Raw genomic sequence first — 18,287 nt, 5'->3', positions numbered from 1 at the left:
GATTATTAATAAGCTCTCGCTATCAACACCCTCCTGTGGGACGGTTTCCCGGTCACCATACATTTGCCTTCCTCCTCGGGCGCATCGAACGGAATACAACGAATGGTAGCTTTCGTTTCACTCTTGATGAGTTCTTCCGTTTCCGGGGTTCCATCCCAGTGACACAAGAAGAAACCGCCCTTCGTGTCAAGCAACGTCTTGAATTCCTCGTAAGAATCCACTTTCGTTATCCTCTTGGAACGACGCTCCAAAGCCAATTTGTATATATTTTCTTGAATCTCATCCAACAATTGCTCGATATGCAATTCAATTCCTTCCAACGGCAAAGTTTCCTTCGTTAGAGTATCGCGACGAGCCACTTCAATGGTTCCATTCTCCAGATCACGTTCTCCCATGGCAAGGCGCACGGGAACACCTTTTAACTCGTAATCGGCAAACTTCCAACCCGGTTTTTGAGTATCCCGATCATCGAATTGCACGGTAATTCCGGCTTTACGCAATTTCTCGATCAAACCGCCAACGGTTTGACGGATTTTTTCCAATCCCTCCATACTCTTGTAAATCGGAACAATCGCCACTTGAAGCGGAGCCAATTTCGGGGGCAACACCAAACCGTTATCATCGGAATGCGACATGATCAACGCTCCCATCAAACGGGTAGAAACTCCCCATGACGTAGCCCACACGTACTCCTGCTTCCCTTCCTTAGTTGTAAACTGCACGTCAAATGCTTTGGCGAAATTCTGCCCCAAGAAGTGAGAAGTACCCGATTGCAAAGCCTTTCCGTCTTGCATCATCGCCTCGATGGTCAAAGTATCCAATGCTCCGGCAAAACGCTCGGTTTCACTCTTGTGTCCCATGATAACAGGCATTGCCATCCACTTCTCGGCAAACTCGGCATATACCCGGATCATCTTGTGAGTTTCCTCGACTGCCTCCTCTTTTGTAGCATGAGCCGTATGACCTTCTTGCCACAAAAACTCAGCCGTACGCAGGAACATACGGGTACGCATCTCCCAACGCATCACGTTAGCCCACTGATTACACAAGATCGGGAGGTCACGATAAGACTGAATCCAATTCTTGTAAGTATTCCAGATAATCGTCTCGGAAGTCGGACGAATAATATATTCTTCTTCCAACTTGGCAGCCGGATCTACTATCACGCCGCCTCCATTGGGGTCATTCTTTAAACGATAATGAGTTACGACCGCACATTCCTTAGCGAATCCTTCCACATGGTCAGCTTCCTTTGAAAAGAATGACTTGGGAATCAACAAGGGGAAATAAGCATTGCTATGTCCGGTATCCTTAAACATCTGATCCAACTGACGTTGCATCTTTTCCCATATGGCGTAACCGTAAGGCTTAATCACCATACATCCTCTTACCGCAGAATTCTCTGCTAATCCGGCTTTTACCACCAGATCATTGTACCATTGTGAATAATTCTCTTCTCTTGAAGTTAAAAACTTAGCCATCTCATTATTTTTTGATAAAACAAGTGCAAATTTACAACAAAAACTAGGATTTCCGATTTTTATTTTCTATTTTTATGAAGATAAAGATAAAATACCTGCCATCAAAATAAGTTACAAGCCACTGACGTACAGGTTTAGGACTTATTAGCATGAAAGTAGTAGAAATACAAAGAACGTGGTACACATTTTGTTATATTACAAATAAACCAAAACACTCAGAATTTGTCATAGGATAAGAAAGGAAATAAATTTACAGCCATGAAGATAGCGTTATTCATCTCAGCATTAGCAGTCATATTCAGTGCCTGCTCTTCCTCGCAAAACTTTACAAGGGCGCAGGAAGACGATATTTACTATGTCCCCGGCAAGCGTTCTCTTTTTGTACAGGAAGTCAAAAAGAAAACTGGCGTGGACATCGTAGCGGACAGAACTTCATCTTCTCGAGAGAACACGGCAAACGATAAAACATACCCGAAGGAAAACGACAACAGCGTGAATCCCAAATCTCACGCCATAGGTATGGCTCGTTATGCCACGGAAAAGCAAGTACAGAAAGAAGAAGAACGGACAGGACAAACCGTTTCCAGAATCGCAATACCGGAAGGTGACGGGTACTGGCTCGGGGGATTCAAAGGTTCCGATAATGATCTGGAAGAATGCGTTCGCATCATGAATCGTTACCCGGAAGGCTTCGCTTATTTCGGTAACGGATACGAGATCGCTCAAAACCTTTCGTTCAGTCCGGACTGGAACGTGTTCACGTTAAACGGTCGTTACTGGTGGTTCCCGACAAACTCGAATATTTCATTATACAACGAACTGATTTTTGGAAACTACCCGAAATACGCTTGGACTATGATATGGAACGATCCTCGTTTCGATAGTTTCGCGTGGAGTAATCGTGTTTCCTTCGGTTGGGACCGTTGGGGATGGAGAGGTTCCTTCGGCTGGGGTAGCGGCTGGGGATACGACCCCTTCTGGAACAATTACGGATACTACGGGTTTTATGACCCCTGGGGATGGAATTCATGGGGGCCGAATTACGGTTACTATCCGGGATGGGGTTATCCGCACTGGGGACATCGCCCCGGATGGGGACACCACGGACCAAATTGGGGATATCATCGTCCGGGTTGGGGTGGTTCGATAGAAAGACCGACAGCCTCGACTACTCGCTACGCTCCTAAAAAGCAATACACGAGCAATCGCAACGCCCGGTCGTACAGCACCTACTCCCGAACTTCAAGAAGTTCCAGTACCAGCAGAAACAGTAGTTTCGATCGTGGCAATTCAGGTTCTACTCACAACCCGTCATACAACTCCGGAAGTTATTCCAGAGGGAACAGTAGCGGTGGCTCATATGGCAGTAGTTCTTCTTCCCGTTCAAGCAGTGGCAGAAGCGGATCAGTTGAGCGTACTAACACGGGTAGCAGAAGATAATGTCTAAATTAATACTTTAGGATATGAAAATATTATATATACTGCCGGTTCTATTTCTCTTCACCTTGTCGGCTTCGGCACAAAGTGAAGAAGATGCTCTCAAATTCTCCAGAATACTCCCATTCGGTTCCGCTAGGGTAACCGCTATGGGAGGAGCGTTCACGGCTCTAGGCGGAGATTTAACCACTTTGTCAATGAACCCCGCGGGAATCGGGGTCTTTCGTAAATCGGAATTCAGTTTTACTCCCATGATGGACTTCGCCCATTCCAAAACCAAGGGAATCGACAACGAAAAGAATATGTTCATTCTAAGTAATGCAGGTCTGGTGTTATCATTCAGCCCAAATAGCAAAACATTGAAGAACTTCAATATCGGTTTTAACTATTCAACACTGAATAATTTTAACCGGAACACATTTCAAGGCTATTACGAAACGAACGGCAACTCCTCGTTAGCCAACGTGTGGAAAGAAGAAGCCGACGGGAAATCCCCGAAACAGCTAAACGATTTCACCACAGGACTGGCTTATGATGCCTATATGCTTTATCTAAGCAAAGAAGACATCGAAAACGGGAATTACGATTACGAGAACCCCATCCGGGAAACCGACCAGTTACAACATTACAAATACACGAGGGAACGCGGATACCAGGGTGAATACGCCATATCGCTTGGAGGTAATCTCAGTGACAAATTCTATTTCGGGGCAACCCTCGGGATTCAGTCACTCCACTACAAATCATTCTCCGTCTACACGGAAGAAATTATTGGTGACAACATCACGAATAAGTTAGAAAAATTCAGTATGTACCAAGACTTCACGAGTAGCGGTACGGGATTAAACTTCAAAGCGGGATTCATATTCCGTCCTATCCCGGCAATCCGCATCGGTGCAGCCATCCATACCCCGACGTATTATAATATCGACGCTTTTGCCGAAAACAACGTATCTGCTTTATTCACGGAGAAACCCGTTGAAGATGCAAAGGTGGAACCCGGTTTCCAGTATGGCAACTCTGCATGGACAGAATACTCGTACAAACTAAAAACCCCATGGCGAGTGATGGCTGGTGTAGCAGTTGTACTCGGTCAACGGGCTATCATCAGTGGTGATTATGAGTACGTGGATTACACGGCGGCTAAATTCTCTGATGATGACGCCAAAAACGAATACCTAGAAACGAATAATGTAATCAAGAACATTTACAAAGCCACTCATAATTTCAGAGCTGGTGCCGAATACCGTTTCAGTAGCGTTTTCTGTATCCGAGGAGGATACGCCCTTTCCGCTTCCCCGTATACCAAAGGGGAAATGAACGAAAAGAATGATATTCAAATCTATTCCGGTGGTATGGGAGTAAATCTCGGTTCATTTTACGCCGACGCCTCTTTCATGCACAAACAATCAGATCTCAAAGGGTTATTCTATTACTATGAATCCCCCAACGGTACGATCGAATCTCCGGAATTCAAAACGAAATTCAATAACAACGAATTCCGCTTGACACTAGGCTTAAGATTCTAATAAAAGAAAGCCTCGGGAATTCCCGAGGCTTTCTTTTATTATTTCTCTTTGTTTCAATTATCAGAATTTCCACCCGGCAGACAACTGGAACACCCGGTTTTGATTATTCCCGCCAAAATGGTCTTTTTCAATCACGTTCGTCAACCCTAAATTATAGCGGGCAGACACGACCAATCCCATCGGAAGGTCATAAGACAATCCCATCCCGAAACTCAAATCAACTGTATTCAAATGCTTTATATCCGATTTCGTTTCCGTTCCCCCGGATTTCACTTTATGCTTACCATTTAACGCGAAGCCCAATTGCGGACCAAGATCAACACTCAAACCTTCCCACACGTAAAACTTAGCTAAAACAGGAATATTCAGGTAATTTACTCGCATCCAATATTTTACACCATTTTCTTTCCCTTTATCACCTTGCCGGGAATAGATCAATTCAGTTTGTAAACCGAATAAATCATTAAACTTAAATTCGGCGAAAGCTCCCATCAAGAAACTCAATTTACTTTTATTGGGACCATCGCTAATACCAGCCACGTTGAAACCGAATTTCGGACCAAAATAAAATTCCGTACCGGTAATACCTTCGACTTTGCTCTTGAACGCAGTCTGAGCATGAACACTCCCTAACATGACCATAGCGATCACCACTAATAAAAACTTTTTCATTTCTTCTAAATTTTAGGTTTTTCAATTAAATCGTTCACGATGTACTAACATTACGTAACAACTCCAACAAAAAACAGACCAAAAAAACGGCTATTTTATAATTTTATCATACGTCCCGTCTTGCAAGCTCTTGATTGCCGCGTTCAATATTTTGTTCTCTTCATTGGAAATCTTATACAACTCGGTCATATTCCACAAATCGCGAGCGATCAACGATTTCACGAATAACTTAATTTCGGGAATAATAGGCGTCAATAATTTCTCGTCTTTCTTTACCCCCTGTTTCTCGCCTTTTTGCACGATCTCGTTCACCATGGCATCCGTCACCTGGAAATCCTTCTTGAACATTTCGAATTTCGGGTATTTCTTCTTTAGAACATCCCGATTTTTATCCACGTAATTCAAGGTAAATTCATTAATAACACCTTTTGCCAACAGACGGTTGAAATAACTGTAATTCAAGTTCGTGTCAATCGGAACAAACACGTCCGGGATAATCCCGCCCCCGCCGTAAACCAAACGATGGTCTTTCTTCGTGTAATACTTCGTGGAATCTGTCAAGGCAATACTATCCGCATTCAACAATTCCCCGTTCGTGTAGCGTTCAAAAATTTCAGTCTGGTAATCCTTACCCTTGTAAGGCTTTTGAATACAACGACCGGAAGGAGTAAAATAATGAGATATCGTAAGGCGAATAGCCGACCGGTCTGCAAGCGGATACTGGCGTTGTACCAACCCCTTGCCAAAAGAACGCCGCCCAACGATCAGCCCGCGATCCCAATCCTGCACCGCTCCGGACAAAATCTCACTAGCCGAAGCTGAATTTCCGTCAATCAACACGACCACACGACCATCTTGAAATAAACCCGCGGGTGTAGAATACTCTTCAGCTCTCCCGTAAGCAGGGCTATCCGTGTACACGATCAATTTCTGACCATCCAGCAAGTGGTCGGCAATCCCGATGGCAGCCCCCATGTAACCGCCGCCATTCCCCTGCAAGTCAATAATCAAATCCTTCATTCCCTCCGCCTGCAACTGCTTCACGGCTTTCTCGAACTCCTCCACCGTCGTGGCGGCAAAACGGGCTATCTTGATATACCCGATATTCTTGTCTATCATATATGCGGCATCGACACTGTAAATCGGTATCATATCCCGCACGATATTAAAATCGATCAACTCATTTCCCCTCTTCACCTTAACTTTCACCACGGTTCCCTTCTCCCCTTTCAAACGTTTCCTCACGTCCGTGTTACTGATACCGATCCCGGCAATATTCTCCCCGTCAACTTCCAATATCCGATCTCCGGCAAGCAATCCCACCTTCTCGGAAGGTCCTCCCGCTACCACGTCCACCACGGTCAACGTATCCCGAAGTACATTAAATTGTATTCCTATACCGAAAAATCCACCTTCCAAAGGTTCATTCGCCTCTTCCAACTCCTCCCGGGGTATATACACGGAATGCGGGTCTAGATCAGCCAGAACTTTCACGATAGCATCCTCCGTGACCTTTTTCAAATTAACCGAATCCACGTAATACCCGGCTATCAATTGCATTAATTGTTGATACTTGATAGATTGTTCCCGCACGGCTTGCATATCCCGCTGTGCCGAAACACTTTGCCAACTCAAACAAGCGATTAACAGAGCAACCGCCGATAGTAAAACTCTTTTCATATAATAATATATTTAGTATTCTTTCTCTTTTACGAGTAATAATTGCAAATGTAACAATCGGAAGGTATTAAATCTATTAACAGAGTCTTAAATTAATTATTTTTCCAATTCTATTAATTCTAAATTCTCAATCCGATCACCGTTGATCTCAAAGCGGACAGCCGTTCTCACCGTATGAAAACCGAATTTTCCCGCCGCACCCGGGTTAATATGCAAACAATCCAACACCTGGTCATATTTCACTTTCGCGATATGCGAATGTCCGCAAACAAACAATTTAGGACGTTCCCGCCGCAAAACCTCTACCGCCTTCCGGTCATAATGACCGGGATACCCCCCGATATGAGTCATCATCACCTTTACCCCCTCGCATTGAAACACCTCCGTCCGGGGAAATATTCTACGTAACAAATCCCCGTCTATATTCCCATACACCGCCCGCAATTGAAAACGTTTCGACAAAGCATCCGTCACCGCCACATCCCCGATATCCCCACAATGCCACACTTCATCACACTCCTTGAAAAACTCCGCGATCTTCGGGTCCAACCACCCGTGAGTATCCGATAACAAACCAATTTTCATACTTCAGATTTTCAACGTTTAATAATTTAGAGTTGTGCCAATAACGCGTACACGATAGCCGATACGCGAGCCACAGCTTTCGAGGCTTGCGCTTCATTGCCCTTGAAATCCTTAACAAACACGGCTAAAGAGTAACAGACATTATTGGGCAGCCGGATATAGGCAACATCATTGTGGGCAGCGAGTTCCCCGTTCTCGTTGATGTAACCGGAACCCGTTTTATGTGCAATGGTAATCCCTTCTTTTCCAAGCAACGGTGCCACGATCCTATCTTTCCCGGTAATACATTCTTCCAGTGTATTCATCATGAAACATTGCTTCTCGCGACTGACCAGACTGTCGGTAAACAAACGGTTCATCAGCATCGCCGCACCGAGAGGCGACGTGTAATTGGAATACGCCTTGTCATGATCTACAGACATCTCCCCTTCCGTGTAAGCGATCCGGAAACTCGTACGGGGAATGAGAGTGGCAATAAAACTATCGGTACGGGCAACGCTGACCAATTCCTTGAACATGATATTGCTGGCGTTATTATCGCTTTGAATAAGCGTATAGCGCAATAAATCTTTAACCGTCAAAGAAATCACGGGCTCCGGATGTTCCTTCATCATGGGACTCCACGTCTGCGGGTCAAGCTCGTCCCTTTTTATACACATCAAAGAATCAAGAGAAAGCCCTTTACGGTCAAAATCGTTACAAACGGCTATTGCTTGATGAAGCTTGAACACGCTCATCATGGGATAAATACTCTTGTTATTGACGGTAACGGTATCCATATTATTAATGATTACCGCCACCCCGATCTCTCCCGGATAACCCGATACAATTTTAGAAATCGTATCGGTAAGCATACCCGTGTACAACACAGAACCGTCCTCCTTTTTCGCCGATTCCGACAACAATCCCCCCGAAAACCAAACGGCAACACAAACTAAAAAACTACATTTTATCATGACATAAAAAAATTAATTTCCATTCAAGCCTCTCTTCATTTTCAACTTTCAATTTTCAATTGTTATCACGCTTCCCCGTTCCGTCGTGTTCTCCACGAACAGGCACGCGGGCAATTCCTGTTGCATCTCTTCCACGTGGGAAATCAAGCCGACCACCCGGTTCTCCTCCCGCAACGATTTAAGGGTCTCAAAAACGACACGCAAAGACTCCTTGTCCAGCGAGCCGAACCCCTCGTCCAAGAAAAAGAAGTTCTGGTTACTCCCCGTCAGATGCCGGATATTATCCGTCAACGCCAAAGCTAACGAGAGGGAAGCCTGGAAAACCTGTCCCCCGGAAAGCGTACGGGCACTCCGGGTGCGCCCCTCGTTCATGAAATCCCGTATCACGAAATCATTATCCTCGTCCAACTCCAACTTCAAACGCTGGCGAGTCATCCGGTAGAAACGCTCGTTCGCCGCATTGCACAAATTCTGCAAATAAATCGACGACACGAATTTCACGAAATCATTCCCGCGGAACAACCCTTTCAACACCTGCAAATTCCGAAGACGGGCATCCAAAACCTCCAGCTCCTTCCCGATTTCCACGCGGGCAGCCAACCGCATCTCCATATCCTTGACCCGATTCGCCAAAGCGCCATGTTCTGCCAACAACTCCCTCTCCCGCCGACGGGTCTCCTCCAGCTGCCGGAGTAACTCCTCGCGCTCTTCAACGTTATATTCAACCCCGGCAAGCTGCTTTTCCAATTCCAATTTCCGAACCTGCACCACGTGAAGTTGCTGGTTAAATTGATTAATCCGCTTCCGGCACGCCGGCAAATCCAATTTCTTACCCAACACGTCCCTCACCGCTGAAATATCCTTATAGACACTCTCTTTCAACAATTCGCCCAACTTATTCTCGCTCGTTTTTTTCTCCCCGTTAAGCAACAATATCTCCTTCTCCTTTTCCTCGACACCGCCTTCCCACTTCCGGTATTCATTCTCCATCTCGTTCAACTTGTCGCTCCCCGCCTGATAATCCCGCCCCAATTTCTCAAAAACAGCCAGACATTTCTCCATCTCCTCCTTCAGACCAGCCAAACTTACCTCCGCGTACGCGGCTGTATCGAAATCTTTCAACTGCTCCCGCAACAACTCCATCTGAGTTTCCCGTTGCACCACCTCCCGGTTGATCACTTCCAAGCGTCTAGAATACTTTTCCAGGTTCCCTCGCTTCAAATCGATCTCCCCTTCCGTCTTTTTCACTTCCCCCTCCTGCCTTTTTCGCTCATCGCCCAACAAAGCGGCTCTATTTATCTCTTCCTGAAGATGTTTCACATCATCCGGGAAAAAACCTTCCCAAACGAAACGGGATAAATGCTCCCGCGATTTTTGCAGGACATTCACTTGCTTTATCTTGACTTGCTTCTGTTTATCCAAATTCAAACGATAGCGCTCTCCCGCGATAGCCAACCGGGAATTCCATTGATTCAACTCCCCCTGTTCCCCTTCCAGTGCCGCAATTCTCTCCGCACTCGACCGCAACACACCCTCCACTTCTTCCACGCGCGAAGGCTTGGGGTGCGATAACGCGCCACACAACGGGCAGGGTTTCCCCTCGTTCAACTCCTTGGCAAAATCAGCCAAACGCTGACGGGTATTCAAATGTACCCATTCCTCCCGACACCTCTTCAACTCCACGCCTATCTGTTGTTGCCTCTTCCGGCAAGCCTCTGACAACGAATCATACGCATCCTCCTCCACGTCTGCAAACAAAGGATGCGCCCTTTTCCACGCGACAAGCTCCTCCCGATCTCTTGCCAAAGCATTTTCCACTTGCGCACCCTCCTCCCGCGCTTGTTTTTCCTCTTCCTGTAAATGGTGATACACCCCGTACCATTCCCGAATATCGGACAATAACTTCATATCCGGTATAGACTGCACCAGCTTCTCGAGATTCTCTTTTCGCTCGACCAACTGTTGCCCCAACACCTCCACTTCCTTTTTAGTGGAAACCACCATAGCCTCCCCTTTGGCATATCGTCCCTGCAAATCCTTCTGTTCTTCCGCCAACATTCGCAAACGAGCGAGCCTTTCCAACTGCCCGGCACGCTCTTTCAATCGATCCCGCCCCTCGTACTCCCGCTTCAATACATCATATTGCTCCTTAAAACGCACGAGTTCCCGCCGCATCACGCCCAATCGCTCCCGATAACCCGACAACACGTTCTCCGACTCGGACAAACGACGAGAAACATCTTCCCAATAATGGAGGGGCTGTTGAAAATATTGCAAACAAAACTCATACTCTTCCACTTGCACCAACAAGGCGGCAATCTCATCCTTTTGTTCCAACAGTCGCTTCTCTTCCTCCCCCCGCACCCTTTGTTCGTCCGCCAACAGCTTCACTTTCTTCAACTTCGCTTCCCGTTCCCCGGCCTCCTGTATCGCCTTCTTCAAACATTCCGCTTCCTCTTGCAACTCCACCAACCGCTTTCTACCCTCCGCCAGCATATCCTCGTTCACCTCGCCCAATCCCGTTAACTGCCCCTTCAAATCAATAACTTTCTTGTTGGTTTCTCCTTCCAGGTAAGCCACTTTGCCACCCAAATCATACCGCCGCAACTCCCCGAAAAGCTCCATCATCATCTCCGTGCGCTCCTTGTCCCGAAGCATGAGAAAATCCTGGAACTTCCCTTGAGGAATAATCACGACCCGCTTGAAATTCTGCACGTTAAGCCCGATCGCCGCGATCACATCCTCCCGGCTACATGGCTCCCATTCCCCGTCCTCCCGTGCATGATAAAGGAACTTCGGCACCGATATATCAGTAAACTTTTTCTTGTTTCGCTTACATTCCACCGTGGCCCTATACTCTCTAGCCGACTCGCCCGCCTTAAACTCAAAATCCACGAACAAACGATCGGACTGAAGGTTCATCAAGTTATATTTCACCTCACTATTCAGGCGATCGATCACCCCGTATATCACGTAAATCATCGCCTCCAAAATCGTCGATTTCCCACTCCCCACCGGACCGAAAATCCCGAACAAACGGGCTTCCGTCAATCGATTGAAATCTATCGTCTGACGTTCCCTGTATGAATATATACCCTCCAACGTTAACCTAACCGGAACCATAATATAATTGAAAATTGAGAATTGAAAATTGAAAATGAACTTCTTTTCAATTTTCAATCGATAGTGTTTCTTTAAACAAAGCCATAATCTCCTCGTTGGGCTCTTGCCCTTTGCGCTGACGGAAATACTCGGCAAAAAGAGCATTCACGTCCGAACGCAAATCATGAATAGACGCCACCCGCTCATCCGCACCGGACGCCCCCTTCACCTCGGGAATCAAACACACAATTCCGTCATGTGATTCAAGTATCGCCTTATTCTCGGCAGCCGTCAAGTAAGTATCGGTAGCGACAGTCACCTCCACCCAGACACCGGGATGCCCGGTCAGCCACGCGACGGCTTCATCCACTCCTTCAAAACGCTTACGCGCCAAGGGATACCCGCTCGTCAAAAGGCATCTCTCGTACCGGGCAACCCCTCCCGGCTCCGCTTCCACGATCGTGACATATTTATCCTGTTCCGCCTCACTGAAACTATAACTCAAAGGACTCCCGCAATACACCGCCGGACAAGGCTCCGTATCGACAACCTGCCAACGGTGCAAATGCCCCAAGGCCGCATATTGTATACCCTCGGGTATCATAGATGAATAAACCGCATCCGCCCCGCCAATATTAATCGGGCGCTCATCCTCGGGTTCCTCCGGCATATACCCGCCTTCCTGCGTCACGTAAAGGTGAGTCACCAACAGATTCACCCCCGCCCCGTCACAATATTTCGCGGCTAACGCCCCCCAGTGCTCCCGGAGCACGGCACGCAACTCGACATCCTGTTCTTCCACACCAAGAAAACGACACATCCGCACGCTGTTCGCGTAAGGAGTATGCACTACCCGCAACGGGTAATCGTACCCCGGCAACCGAAACTCGGAGAATCCTTCTTCCGAACGAATTAATCTTATCCCCCCGTCCGTTACCGCGGACGTGAAATTCACCAGCGGATTACCCACGAAAAAAATACCATGCAGCCGAGCCAACACGTCAGGAGAATCCACCCGATCGGGAGAATCATGATTCCCGGCTATCGCCACGACCAACCGTTTCCCCCCGTTCGCCAAACGATATAACGTACCGTACAACAACTCGATCGCCTCCACCGAAGGATTAAACGTGTCAAATAAATCTCCCGCGACCACGACAGCATCCACAGCCCTCTCTTCCGCAACCCGCACGATCTCATCCATCACCTCCACCTGCTCCCGTATCCTCTCCCGATCGTTCAATCGCTTCCCCAAGTGCCAGTCCGAAGTATGCAATATCCTCATTTCACGAATCCTTTCAACATTTTGATCTCCTCCGCCCACAACGACTCGTCCGGGGTTTCGAGAATCAATGGAATCCCGTCAAACCGCTCATCCTGCATAATCCACTTGAACGGTTCGATACCTAACGTACCTTTCCCCAAACTATCGTGCCGGTCAACACGTGACCCCAACTCCTTTTTAGCATCGTTCAAGTGCATTCCCCGCAAATATTTAAAACCTACCACGTTATCGAAATGCTCGAAAGTTTCGGTAAAACCGGAAGCAGTTGCCAAGTCATACCCCGCCGCGAACGAGTGGCAAGTATCCAGACAAACCCCGACACGGGTCTTATCCTCCACCCGGTCGATAATATAGGCTATCTGCTCGAACTTGTATCCTAAATTAGAACCCTGTCCCGCCGTGTTCTCGATCACAGCCGTCACCCCTCGTGTCCGGTCCAAAGCCATATTGATCGACTCCGCAATCAAAGACAAGCAAGCCTCGTCACTGATCTCTTTCAAAGTACTGCCCGGGTGAAAATTCAATCTGTCCAACCCCAACTCCTCGCATCGCTTCATTTCATCAAAAAATGCTTCCCGGGATTTCTCCAGCCCGGCAGCTTCCGGATGCCCGAGATTAATCAAATAACTATCATGCGGCAATATCTGCCCCGGCGCGTAACCGTACTGTTCACATCGCTCTTTAAACAGCTTTATACTATCCGCCGACAAGGGGGCTGCCTTCCATTGCCGCTGGTTTTTCGTGAACAAGGCAAAAGCCGTTGCACCTATCTCGTGCGCGTTAACCGGCGCATTTTCAACTCCTCCCGATGCACTCACGTGCGCTCCTATATACTTTCCCATATTTCCTTTTTTATTTTTACAAATTTACGATTTAAAAAGACAAAAGGTAAATCCCACGGCAAAAAGTTCATTTTTCAAGCAATTCCCTCCCCTCGCAAGCCAAACAAAAACCTCTTTCCCCCGGCATTTTAGTTAAAATAAGTTACATGAAATGTATCAAATATAAATATCACTTGTAGTTCATTCATACCATCTCCTATTCAATTCCCATTCAACTCCTATTCATCTCCTATTCCAAAGGCAAATAAATAGAATTTAAATTGTATTTGTATAAAATTTAATAACTATAAAATAACTTGTATCAATACTAATAGTTACAAGAAGAGTACTGAACACGCCAGAAACTTACTTGATCTCCCTATATTCCCTAAATACAAATTTAAAATTTATTTCTATCTTTGCACCCGCTAAAATAGAATCTAAAATCATCAAGACAAATGGGTTTCAAGGAAGAGATTTTAAAAAGACGAACGTTTGGTATTGTCAGCCACCCGGACGCGGGTAAAACAACATTGACGGAAAAATTATTGTTATTCGGGGGAGCTATCCATATAGCGGGAGCCGTGAAATCAAATAAAATCAAGAAGACGGCGACCTCGGACTTCATGGAAATAGAACGCCAGAGAGGAATCTCCGTTGCCACCTCCGTCATGGGATTTGAATACAAAGACGTAAAAATCAATATTCTTGACACTCCCGGCCACCAGGACTTCGCCGAAGACACCTTCCGCGTGCTGACGGCTTGCGACAGCGTGATTATCGTGATCGACTCGGCAAAAGGCGTCGAGAGCCAAACACGCAAACTCATGCAAGTGTGCCGGATGCGCAAAACTCCCGTGATTGTATTTATCAACAAACTCGACCGTCCCGGACAAGACCCGTTCGACCTGCTGGATGAAATAGAAAAAGAATTACAGATACAAGTGACCCCCTTGAGCTGGCCTATCGGCAACGGCGACGTGTTCAAGGGAATATATAATATCCACAAGGAAAACCTATGCCTTTATTCCGCCAGCGTGCAAACCATTCAAGACGGCATCGAAATCAACGATATCGACTCTGGCGAACTGGATAACCATATCGGCGAGAGATCCGCCGCTAAACTACGGGAAGATCTGGAACTCGTGCGTGAAGTATATCCCGCCGCGGACAGAGAAGAATACTTACAAGGGAAATTGGCTCCCGTATTCTTCGGGTCTGCCTTAAACAATTTCGGTATCCGGGAAATGCTGGATTGTTTTATCGAGATCGCCCCCACTCCCCTTCCTCGTGAAACAGAAGAACGGATCGTACAACCCGCTGAAGAGAAGTTTACCGGATTTGTCTTTAAAATCCACGCGAACATGGACCCCAACCATCGCGACCGTATCGCCTTCGTGAAGGTATGCTCCGGCACGTTCAAGCGCAACACGAACTACTTTCACGTGGGACTCGGGAAGAATCTCAAATTCTCAACCCCGACGGCATTCATGGCTTCTAAGAAATCCATTATCGACGAAGCGTACCCCGGTGACATCGTCGGGCTGCATGACACGGGTAACTTCAAAATCGGCGATACCCTCACGGAAGGCGAAAAACTGCACTTCAAGGGCATTCCCAGCTTCTCGCCGGAATTGTTCAAGTATATCGAGAATGCCGATCCCATGAAATCGAAACAATTGGCGAAAGGCATCGACCAGCTCATGGATGAAGGTGTCGCCCAGCTCTTTACCAATCAATTTAACAACCGGAAGATTATCGGGACGGTGGGTGCCCTCCAGTTTGAAGTCATCGAATACCGCTTGCTTCACGAGTATAGCGCCGCCTGCCGGTGGGAACCGATCAACCTCTACAAGGCTTGCTGGATCGAGGCGCAGGATAACAAGGAACTGGAAGACTTCAAACTTCACAAGGCGCAGTATCTGGCCAAAGACAAATGGGGACGCGACGTGTTCCTTGCCGAATCGCAATACATGCTCCAGATGGCACAAAGCAACTACAAGAAGTTAATCTTCCATTTCACCTCGGAATTCTAACGCACAGGAGATGGTTGTTTTAGTTACTCTTCCTTGCCGCCGAAATTTTCAATCTTCCGAGTTTATACACCATCGGGGAAATCGGGATTCCTATTGGCACTATTATTTTTCTCATTTATACCCGATGGGGAGAAAGGTATAGTAAATAGGGACATTCAGTAAATACCACAAAAAAACCAACTAATTCGTTATGAATCAGTTGGTTTTTTCTATATTATTTTCCGAATGTCCCCACCTCCGAAACACGTATTTAAAAAAGGGATATGTATCAATAAACGATCGTTTATTGCGATACAAAAGTATGAATTATTTTCGAAAAACGAAAACATAAATATATATTTATTACTTTTTGACACACAAACATTTATGTTTGTTGTGATTTTAGACACGCTATGACGAATTCTTACAGTTATTAAACGATCGTTTAATAACTGTACACAGACATGATAAACGTTAAAAAAAATAAGATTCGTCAATATTTTGAATTCATCGCAGATTATGGCGGAATGACGGCACGCCAATACCGAAAACGTGTTTTTCCGATAGCTTATTCTTCACTTGCATTTTTTGCATTATTATGGGTTCAACTTCCTTCTTTCGCCCAGAAGCCACGCGAGAGGGACAGCGTGATAGAACAAATTGTACAAGACACTGTCATTTTCCGTTTTGCCCCAGGTGAAAAACTATTCCGCGAAGATTATAAAAAAAATAAAACGGCAATCTTTCTTCTCCGTCAATCCATTCAAGAACATCGTCAAGGAATTAAAACAGGAGAAATCAAAGTGCGGGTACGTGGTTTTTGTGGTTCATTCGGTTCGTCAAGAATCAACCTACAAAGCGCCAAGAACCGGAGCAATCAAGTGAAAAGTTATTTTATCACCCACGAAAAATTGAAAGAAGATAACTTCCAAACCACGAACTCAGTCTACTCGTGGAACAATATGTCGGATTTAGTGGTCATCAGCTATCTATTCCGGGAGAAACAGAACGAGATTGTACCGCTACCTCCCCTCCCGGAGGACACCACGCTCATCACGAAAATAATTGCCGACACGATTGCCCCCGAATCAACCTCACAAGTATATTCAAAAGCCGACACGACAAAACACCAGACTCCAGAATCCATGCTCACGGTTTCGCACGAGGAGGAATCACTCTACCGGTGGGCAATAAAGACAAATATTGCCTATTTGGCAGCCACGGTCGCCAACATCGGTGCAGAGAGAGTCCTCGACGAACATTACTCAGTGGACTTCTCTTTCATTTACAGCCCGTACACCGTGGCTCGAAATTACCGTTTGCGTTTTCTCGTCATTCAACCGGAGTTCCGTTACTGGCCGGACTCACCCATGAGAGGACACTTCTTCGGTATCCATCTCAATATCGGGGCGTTTAACATTTCCGTGGACAAAGAGAACCGTTACCAATCTCCCGATGGTTTTTACGGTGCGGGAGTCAGCTACGGCTACACGCTCCCCTTCGCCCAGCGATGGGCAGTGGAGTTCACAATTGGAGCGGGTTACATCCACACGAAATATGATACATATTACAATATTCCGAATGGCTCTCGCTATAAAAAAAATACACCATATAACTACTGGGGATTAACGAAAGCCGGTATCAACATGGTTTATAAATTCGGTAAATAAAGGAGGTATGGACATGAAAAAACGAACCATCTATATCATTTGCCTACTTGTTCTCGCCATGACGGGATGCGACAAAACTGTTTTGGAATTCCCGAAAGACGAGAGTGTCAACCCCACTCTGGTGAACGTAGACCTGACATTTGAAATCGACCCAAGCATAGAACCCTACACATCGTCGCGTTCCGAAACCACAATCCCCGGCGGACACGACACACGCTGGATCATCGAGGTGTTTCGTGACGAGATCGACGGTTCCCCCGCCGCACGTCACGTGCTCTGTTGCGACCCGGCTGTTGACGGCAAACATACCATCAGCACCTCGCTACCGTTGCACGCCGCCAAATATCATATCGTAACCTGGATGGACTACGTGCAGGACGGATCGTTAAAAGACAAATACTATATCGTGAATTCACTCGCATCGATCAGCATCCCCGACACCAAAACGTACATCGGGAACAACGACCACAAGGACACGTACGTCGCTCGCCAGGAACTAGACTTGACTGGATACCGCAACCAGTGGAACGCAACAGTAAAACAGACTGTCACGCTCCGACGACCGATGGCAAAGATCGAGTTCATCACCACCGACCTTGACAAATTCCTTGACAAACTTTCCGAACGACGATCGAAAACCGGCGCCGCCGCAGACAACTCGCTCTCCCGAACACCTGATCTTTCCACAATTCGGGTAGAGGTGGAATACGCCTGTTACTTCCCGTGCGGTTTTAACGCCTATACCAACAAACCGAACGACGCCCGCCTGGGGATGGCATTCAACAGCAATATAATCCGACTCTCGGAAAAAGAAGGACACCTCGCCAGTGACTATATTTTCGTGAACGGCACTGAGTCCGCGGTAACAGTAAACCTGATTATCCGAGATCACGAAGGCTCTGTGCTCAATAGGGTAGAAGGTATTAACGTACCCATCGTGCGGGGGAAACTGACAACTATACGCGACGAGTTCCTGACACGCAGTTACTCCCCCGGTATTGGTATAGATCCCGACTTCGACGGAGAAATAAATATTGTTATACCCGACTAAAAA

At 46.6% G+C, this 18,287-nt stretch carries 13 protein-coding genes; 5 read left to right on the top strand and 8 right to left on the bottom strand.

The genetic code is table 11. The features are described 5' to 3' along the window. Positions 1 to 5: 5 nt before the first annotated feature. Positions 6 to 1,481, bottom strand: coding sequence for a proline--tRNA ligase (proS, locus tag BN8899_RS15190; protein ID WP_065220035.1), 1,476 nt, complete (start codon positions 1,479 to 1,481; stop codon positions 6 to 8). Between the two features lie 258 nt (positions 1,482 to 1,739). Between proS and BN8899_RS15185 the strand changes: the two genes are divergently transcribed. Then, a complete protein-coding gene (locus tag BN8899_RS15185) occupies positions 1,740 to 2,921 on the top strand; it encodes a hypothetical protein (protein WP_065220034.1) in 1,182 nt (393 codons plus the stop codon). A gap of 23 nt (positions 2,922 to 2,944) precedes the next feature. Then, positions 2,945 to 4,447: an OmpP1/FadL family transporter gene (locus BN8899_RS15180; RefSeq protein ID WP_065220033.1), complete on the top strand. Its 1,503-nt coding sequence runs from the start codon at positions 2,945 to 2,947 to the stop codon at positions 4,445 to 4,447. 60 nt (positions 4,448 to 4,507) lie between these two features. Here the strand turns inward: BN8899_RS15180 and BN8899_RS15175 are convergent, their stop codons facing one another. The 7 genes from BN8899_RS15175 to nfo form a co-directional block, all read right to left on the bottom strand. Continuing rightward, the gene (locus tag BN8899_RS15175; protein WP_065220032.1) at positions 4,508 to 5,119 is read right to left on the bottom strand and encodes a porin family protein; all 612 of its coding nucleotides are present in this window, start codon (positions 5,117 to 5,119) and stop codon (positions 4,508 to 4,510) included. A 90-nt stretch (positions 5,120 to 5,209) separates the two neighbouring features. Further along, a complete protein-coding gene (locus BN8899_RS15170; RefSeq protein ID WP_018336723.1) occupies positions 5,210 to 6,799 on the bottom strand; it encodes a S41 family peptidase in 1,590 nt (529 codons plus the stop codon). Positions 6,800 to 6,895: 96 nt separating this feature from the next. Further along, on the bottom strand, positions 6,896 to 7,384 hold the full coding sequence (locus tag BN8899_RS15165; RefSeq protein ID WP_018336724.1) for a metallophosphoesterase family protein: 489 nt from the start codon (positions 7,382 to 7,384) through the stop codon (positions 6,896 to 6,898). A 26-nt stretch (positions 7,385 to 7,410) separates the two neighbouring features. Beyond that, a complete protein-coding gene (gene bla / locus BN8899_RS15160; protein WP_065220031.1) occupies positions 7,411 to 8,340 on the bottom strand; it encodes a class A beta-lactamase, subclass A2 in 930 nt (309 codons plus the stop codon). Between the two features lie 48 nt (positions 8,341 to 8,388). Next, positions 8,389 to 11,463 (bottom strand): AAA family ATPase, encoded by a 3,075-nt coding sequence (locus BN8899_RS15155; protein WP_187376921.1) that lies wholly within the window; start codon positions 11,461 to 11,463, stop codon positions 8,389 to 8,391. A 46-nt stretch (positions 11,464 to 11,509) separates the two neighbouring features. Continuing rightward, positions 11,510 to 12,727 carry a metallophosphoesterase family protein gene (locus BN8899_RS15150; protein ID WP_065220029.1) on the bottom strand — a complete coding sequence of 406 codons (1,218 nt, stop codon included), beginning with the start codon at positions 12,725 to 12,727 and terminating at the stop codon, positions 11,510 to 11,512. Continuing rightward, a complete protein-coding gene (nfo, locus tag BN8899_RS15145; protein WP_018336729.1) occupies positions 12,724 to 13,569 on the bottom strand; it encodes a deoxyribonuclease IV in 846 nt (281 codons plus the stop codon). The genes BN8899_RS15150 and nfo overlap by 4 nt, the downstream gene beginning before the upstream one ends. Before the next feature lie 437 nt (positions 13,570 to 14,006). On the opposite strand from nfo, the gene BN8899_RS15140 reads away from it, so the two are divergent. The 3 genes from BN8899_RS15140 to BN8899_RS15130 all read left to right on the top strand — a co-directional run bounded on the left by BN8899_RS15140 (position 14,007) and on the right by BN8899_RS15130 (position 18,284). After that, positions 14,007 to 15,584 carry a peptide chain release factor 3 gene (locus tag BN8899_RS15140; protein ID WP_018336730.1) on the top strand — a complete coding sequence of 526 codons (1,578 nt, stop codon included), beginning with the start codon at positions 14,007 to 14,009 and terminating at the stop codon, positions 15,582 to 15,584. Between the two features lie 443 nt (positions 15,585 to 16,027). Then, complete coding sequence (locus tag BN8899_RS15135) at positions 16,028 to 17,233, top strand: DUF3575 domain-containing protein (RefSeq protein WP_231932382.1); 1,206 nt, start codon at positions 16,028 to 16,030, stop codon at positions 17,231 to 17,233. 7 nt (positions 17,234 to 17,240) lie between these two features. Further along, positions 17,241 to 18,284 carry a DUF6562 domain-containing protein gene (locus tag BN8899_RS15130; RefSeq protein WP_082987084.1) on the top strand — a complete coding sequence of 348 codons (1,044 nt, stop codon included), beginning with the start codon at positions 17,241 to 17,243 and terminating at the stop codon, positions 18,282 to 18,284. Positions 18,285 to 18,287: the final 3 nt, after the last annotated feature.

The organism is Butyricimonas sp. Marseille-P2440 (assembly GCF_900091675.1).
Taxonomy (GTDB): Bacteria; Bacteroidota; Bacteroidia; order Bacteroidales; family Marinifilaceae; genus Butyricimonas; species Butyricimonas synergistica.
Note: the sequence above shows the minus strand (reverse complement) of the source record. Positions and strands in the feature narration are given on the sequence as shown.

Coding starts and splice junctions, on each gene's coding strand:
- BN8899_RS15135 (WP_231932382.1), top strand. CDS start 16,028: ATGATAAACGTTAAAAAAAATAAGATTCGTCAATATTTTGAATTCATC.
- BN8899_RS15155 (WP_187376921.1), bottom strand. CDS start 11,463: ATGGTTCCGGTTAGGTTAACGTTGGAGGGTATATATTCATACAGGGAA.
- BN8899_RS15180 (WP_065220033.1), top strand. CDS start 2,945: ATGAAAATATTATATATACTGCCGGTTCTATTTCTCTTCACCTTGTCG.
- BN8899_RS15170 (WP_018336723.1), bottom strand. CDS start 6,799: ATGAAAAGAGTTTTACTATCGGCGGTTGCTCTGTTAATCGCTTGTTTG.
- BN8899_RS15175 (WP_065220032.1), bottom strand. CDS start 5,119: ATGAAAAAGTTTTTATTAGTGGTGATCGCTATGGTCATGTTAGGGAGT.
- BN8899_RS15140 (WP_018336730.1), top strand. CDS start 14,007: ATGGGTTTCAAGGAAGAGATTTTAAAAAGACGAACGTTTGGTATTGTC.
- BN8899_RS15165 (WP_018336724.1), bottom strand. CDS start 7,384: ATGAAAATTGGTTTGTTATCGGATACTCACGGGTGGTTGGACCCGAAG.
- BN8899_RS15130 (WP_082987084.1), top strand. CDS start 17,241: ATGGACATGAAAAAACGAACCATCTATATCATTTGCCTACTTGTTCTC.
- bla (WP_065220031.1), bottom strand. CDS start 8,340: ATGATAAAATGTAGTTTTTTAGTTTGTGTTGCCGTTTGGTTTTCGGGG.
- proS (WP_065220035.1), bottom strand. CDS start 1,481: ATGGCTAAGTTTTTAACTTCAAGAGAAGAGAATTATTCACAATGGTAC.
- BN8899_RS15150 (WP_065220029.1), bottom strand. CDS start 12,727: ATGAGGATATTGCATACTTCGGACTGGCACTTGGGGAAGCGATTGAAC.
- BN8899_RS15185 (WP_065220034.1), top strand. CDS start 1,740: ATGAAGATAGCGTTATTCATCTCAGCATTAGCAGTCATATTCAGTGCC.
- nfo (WP_018336729.1), bottom strand. CDS start 13,569: ATGGGAAAGTATATAGGAGCGCACGTGAGTGCATCGGGAGGAGTTGAA.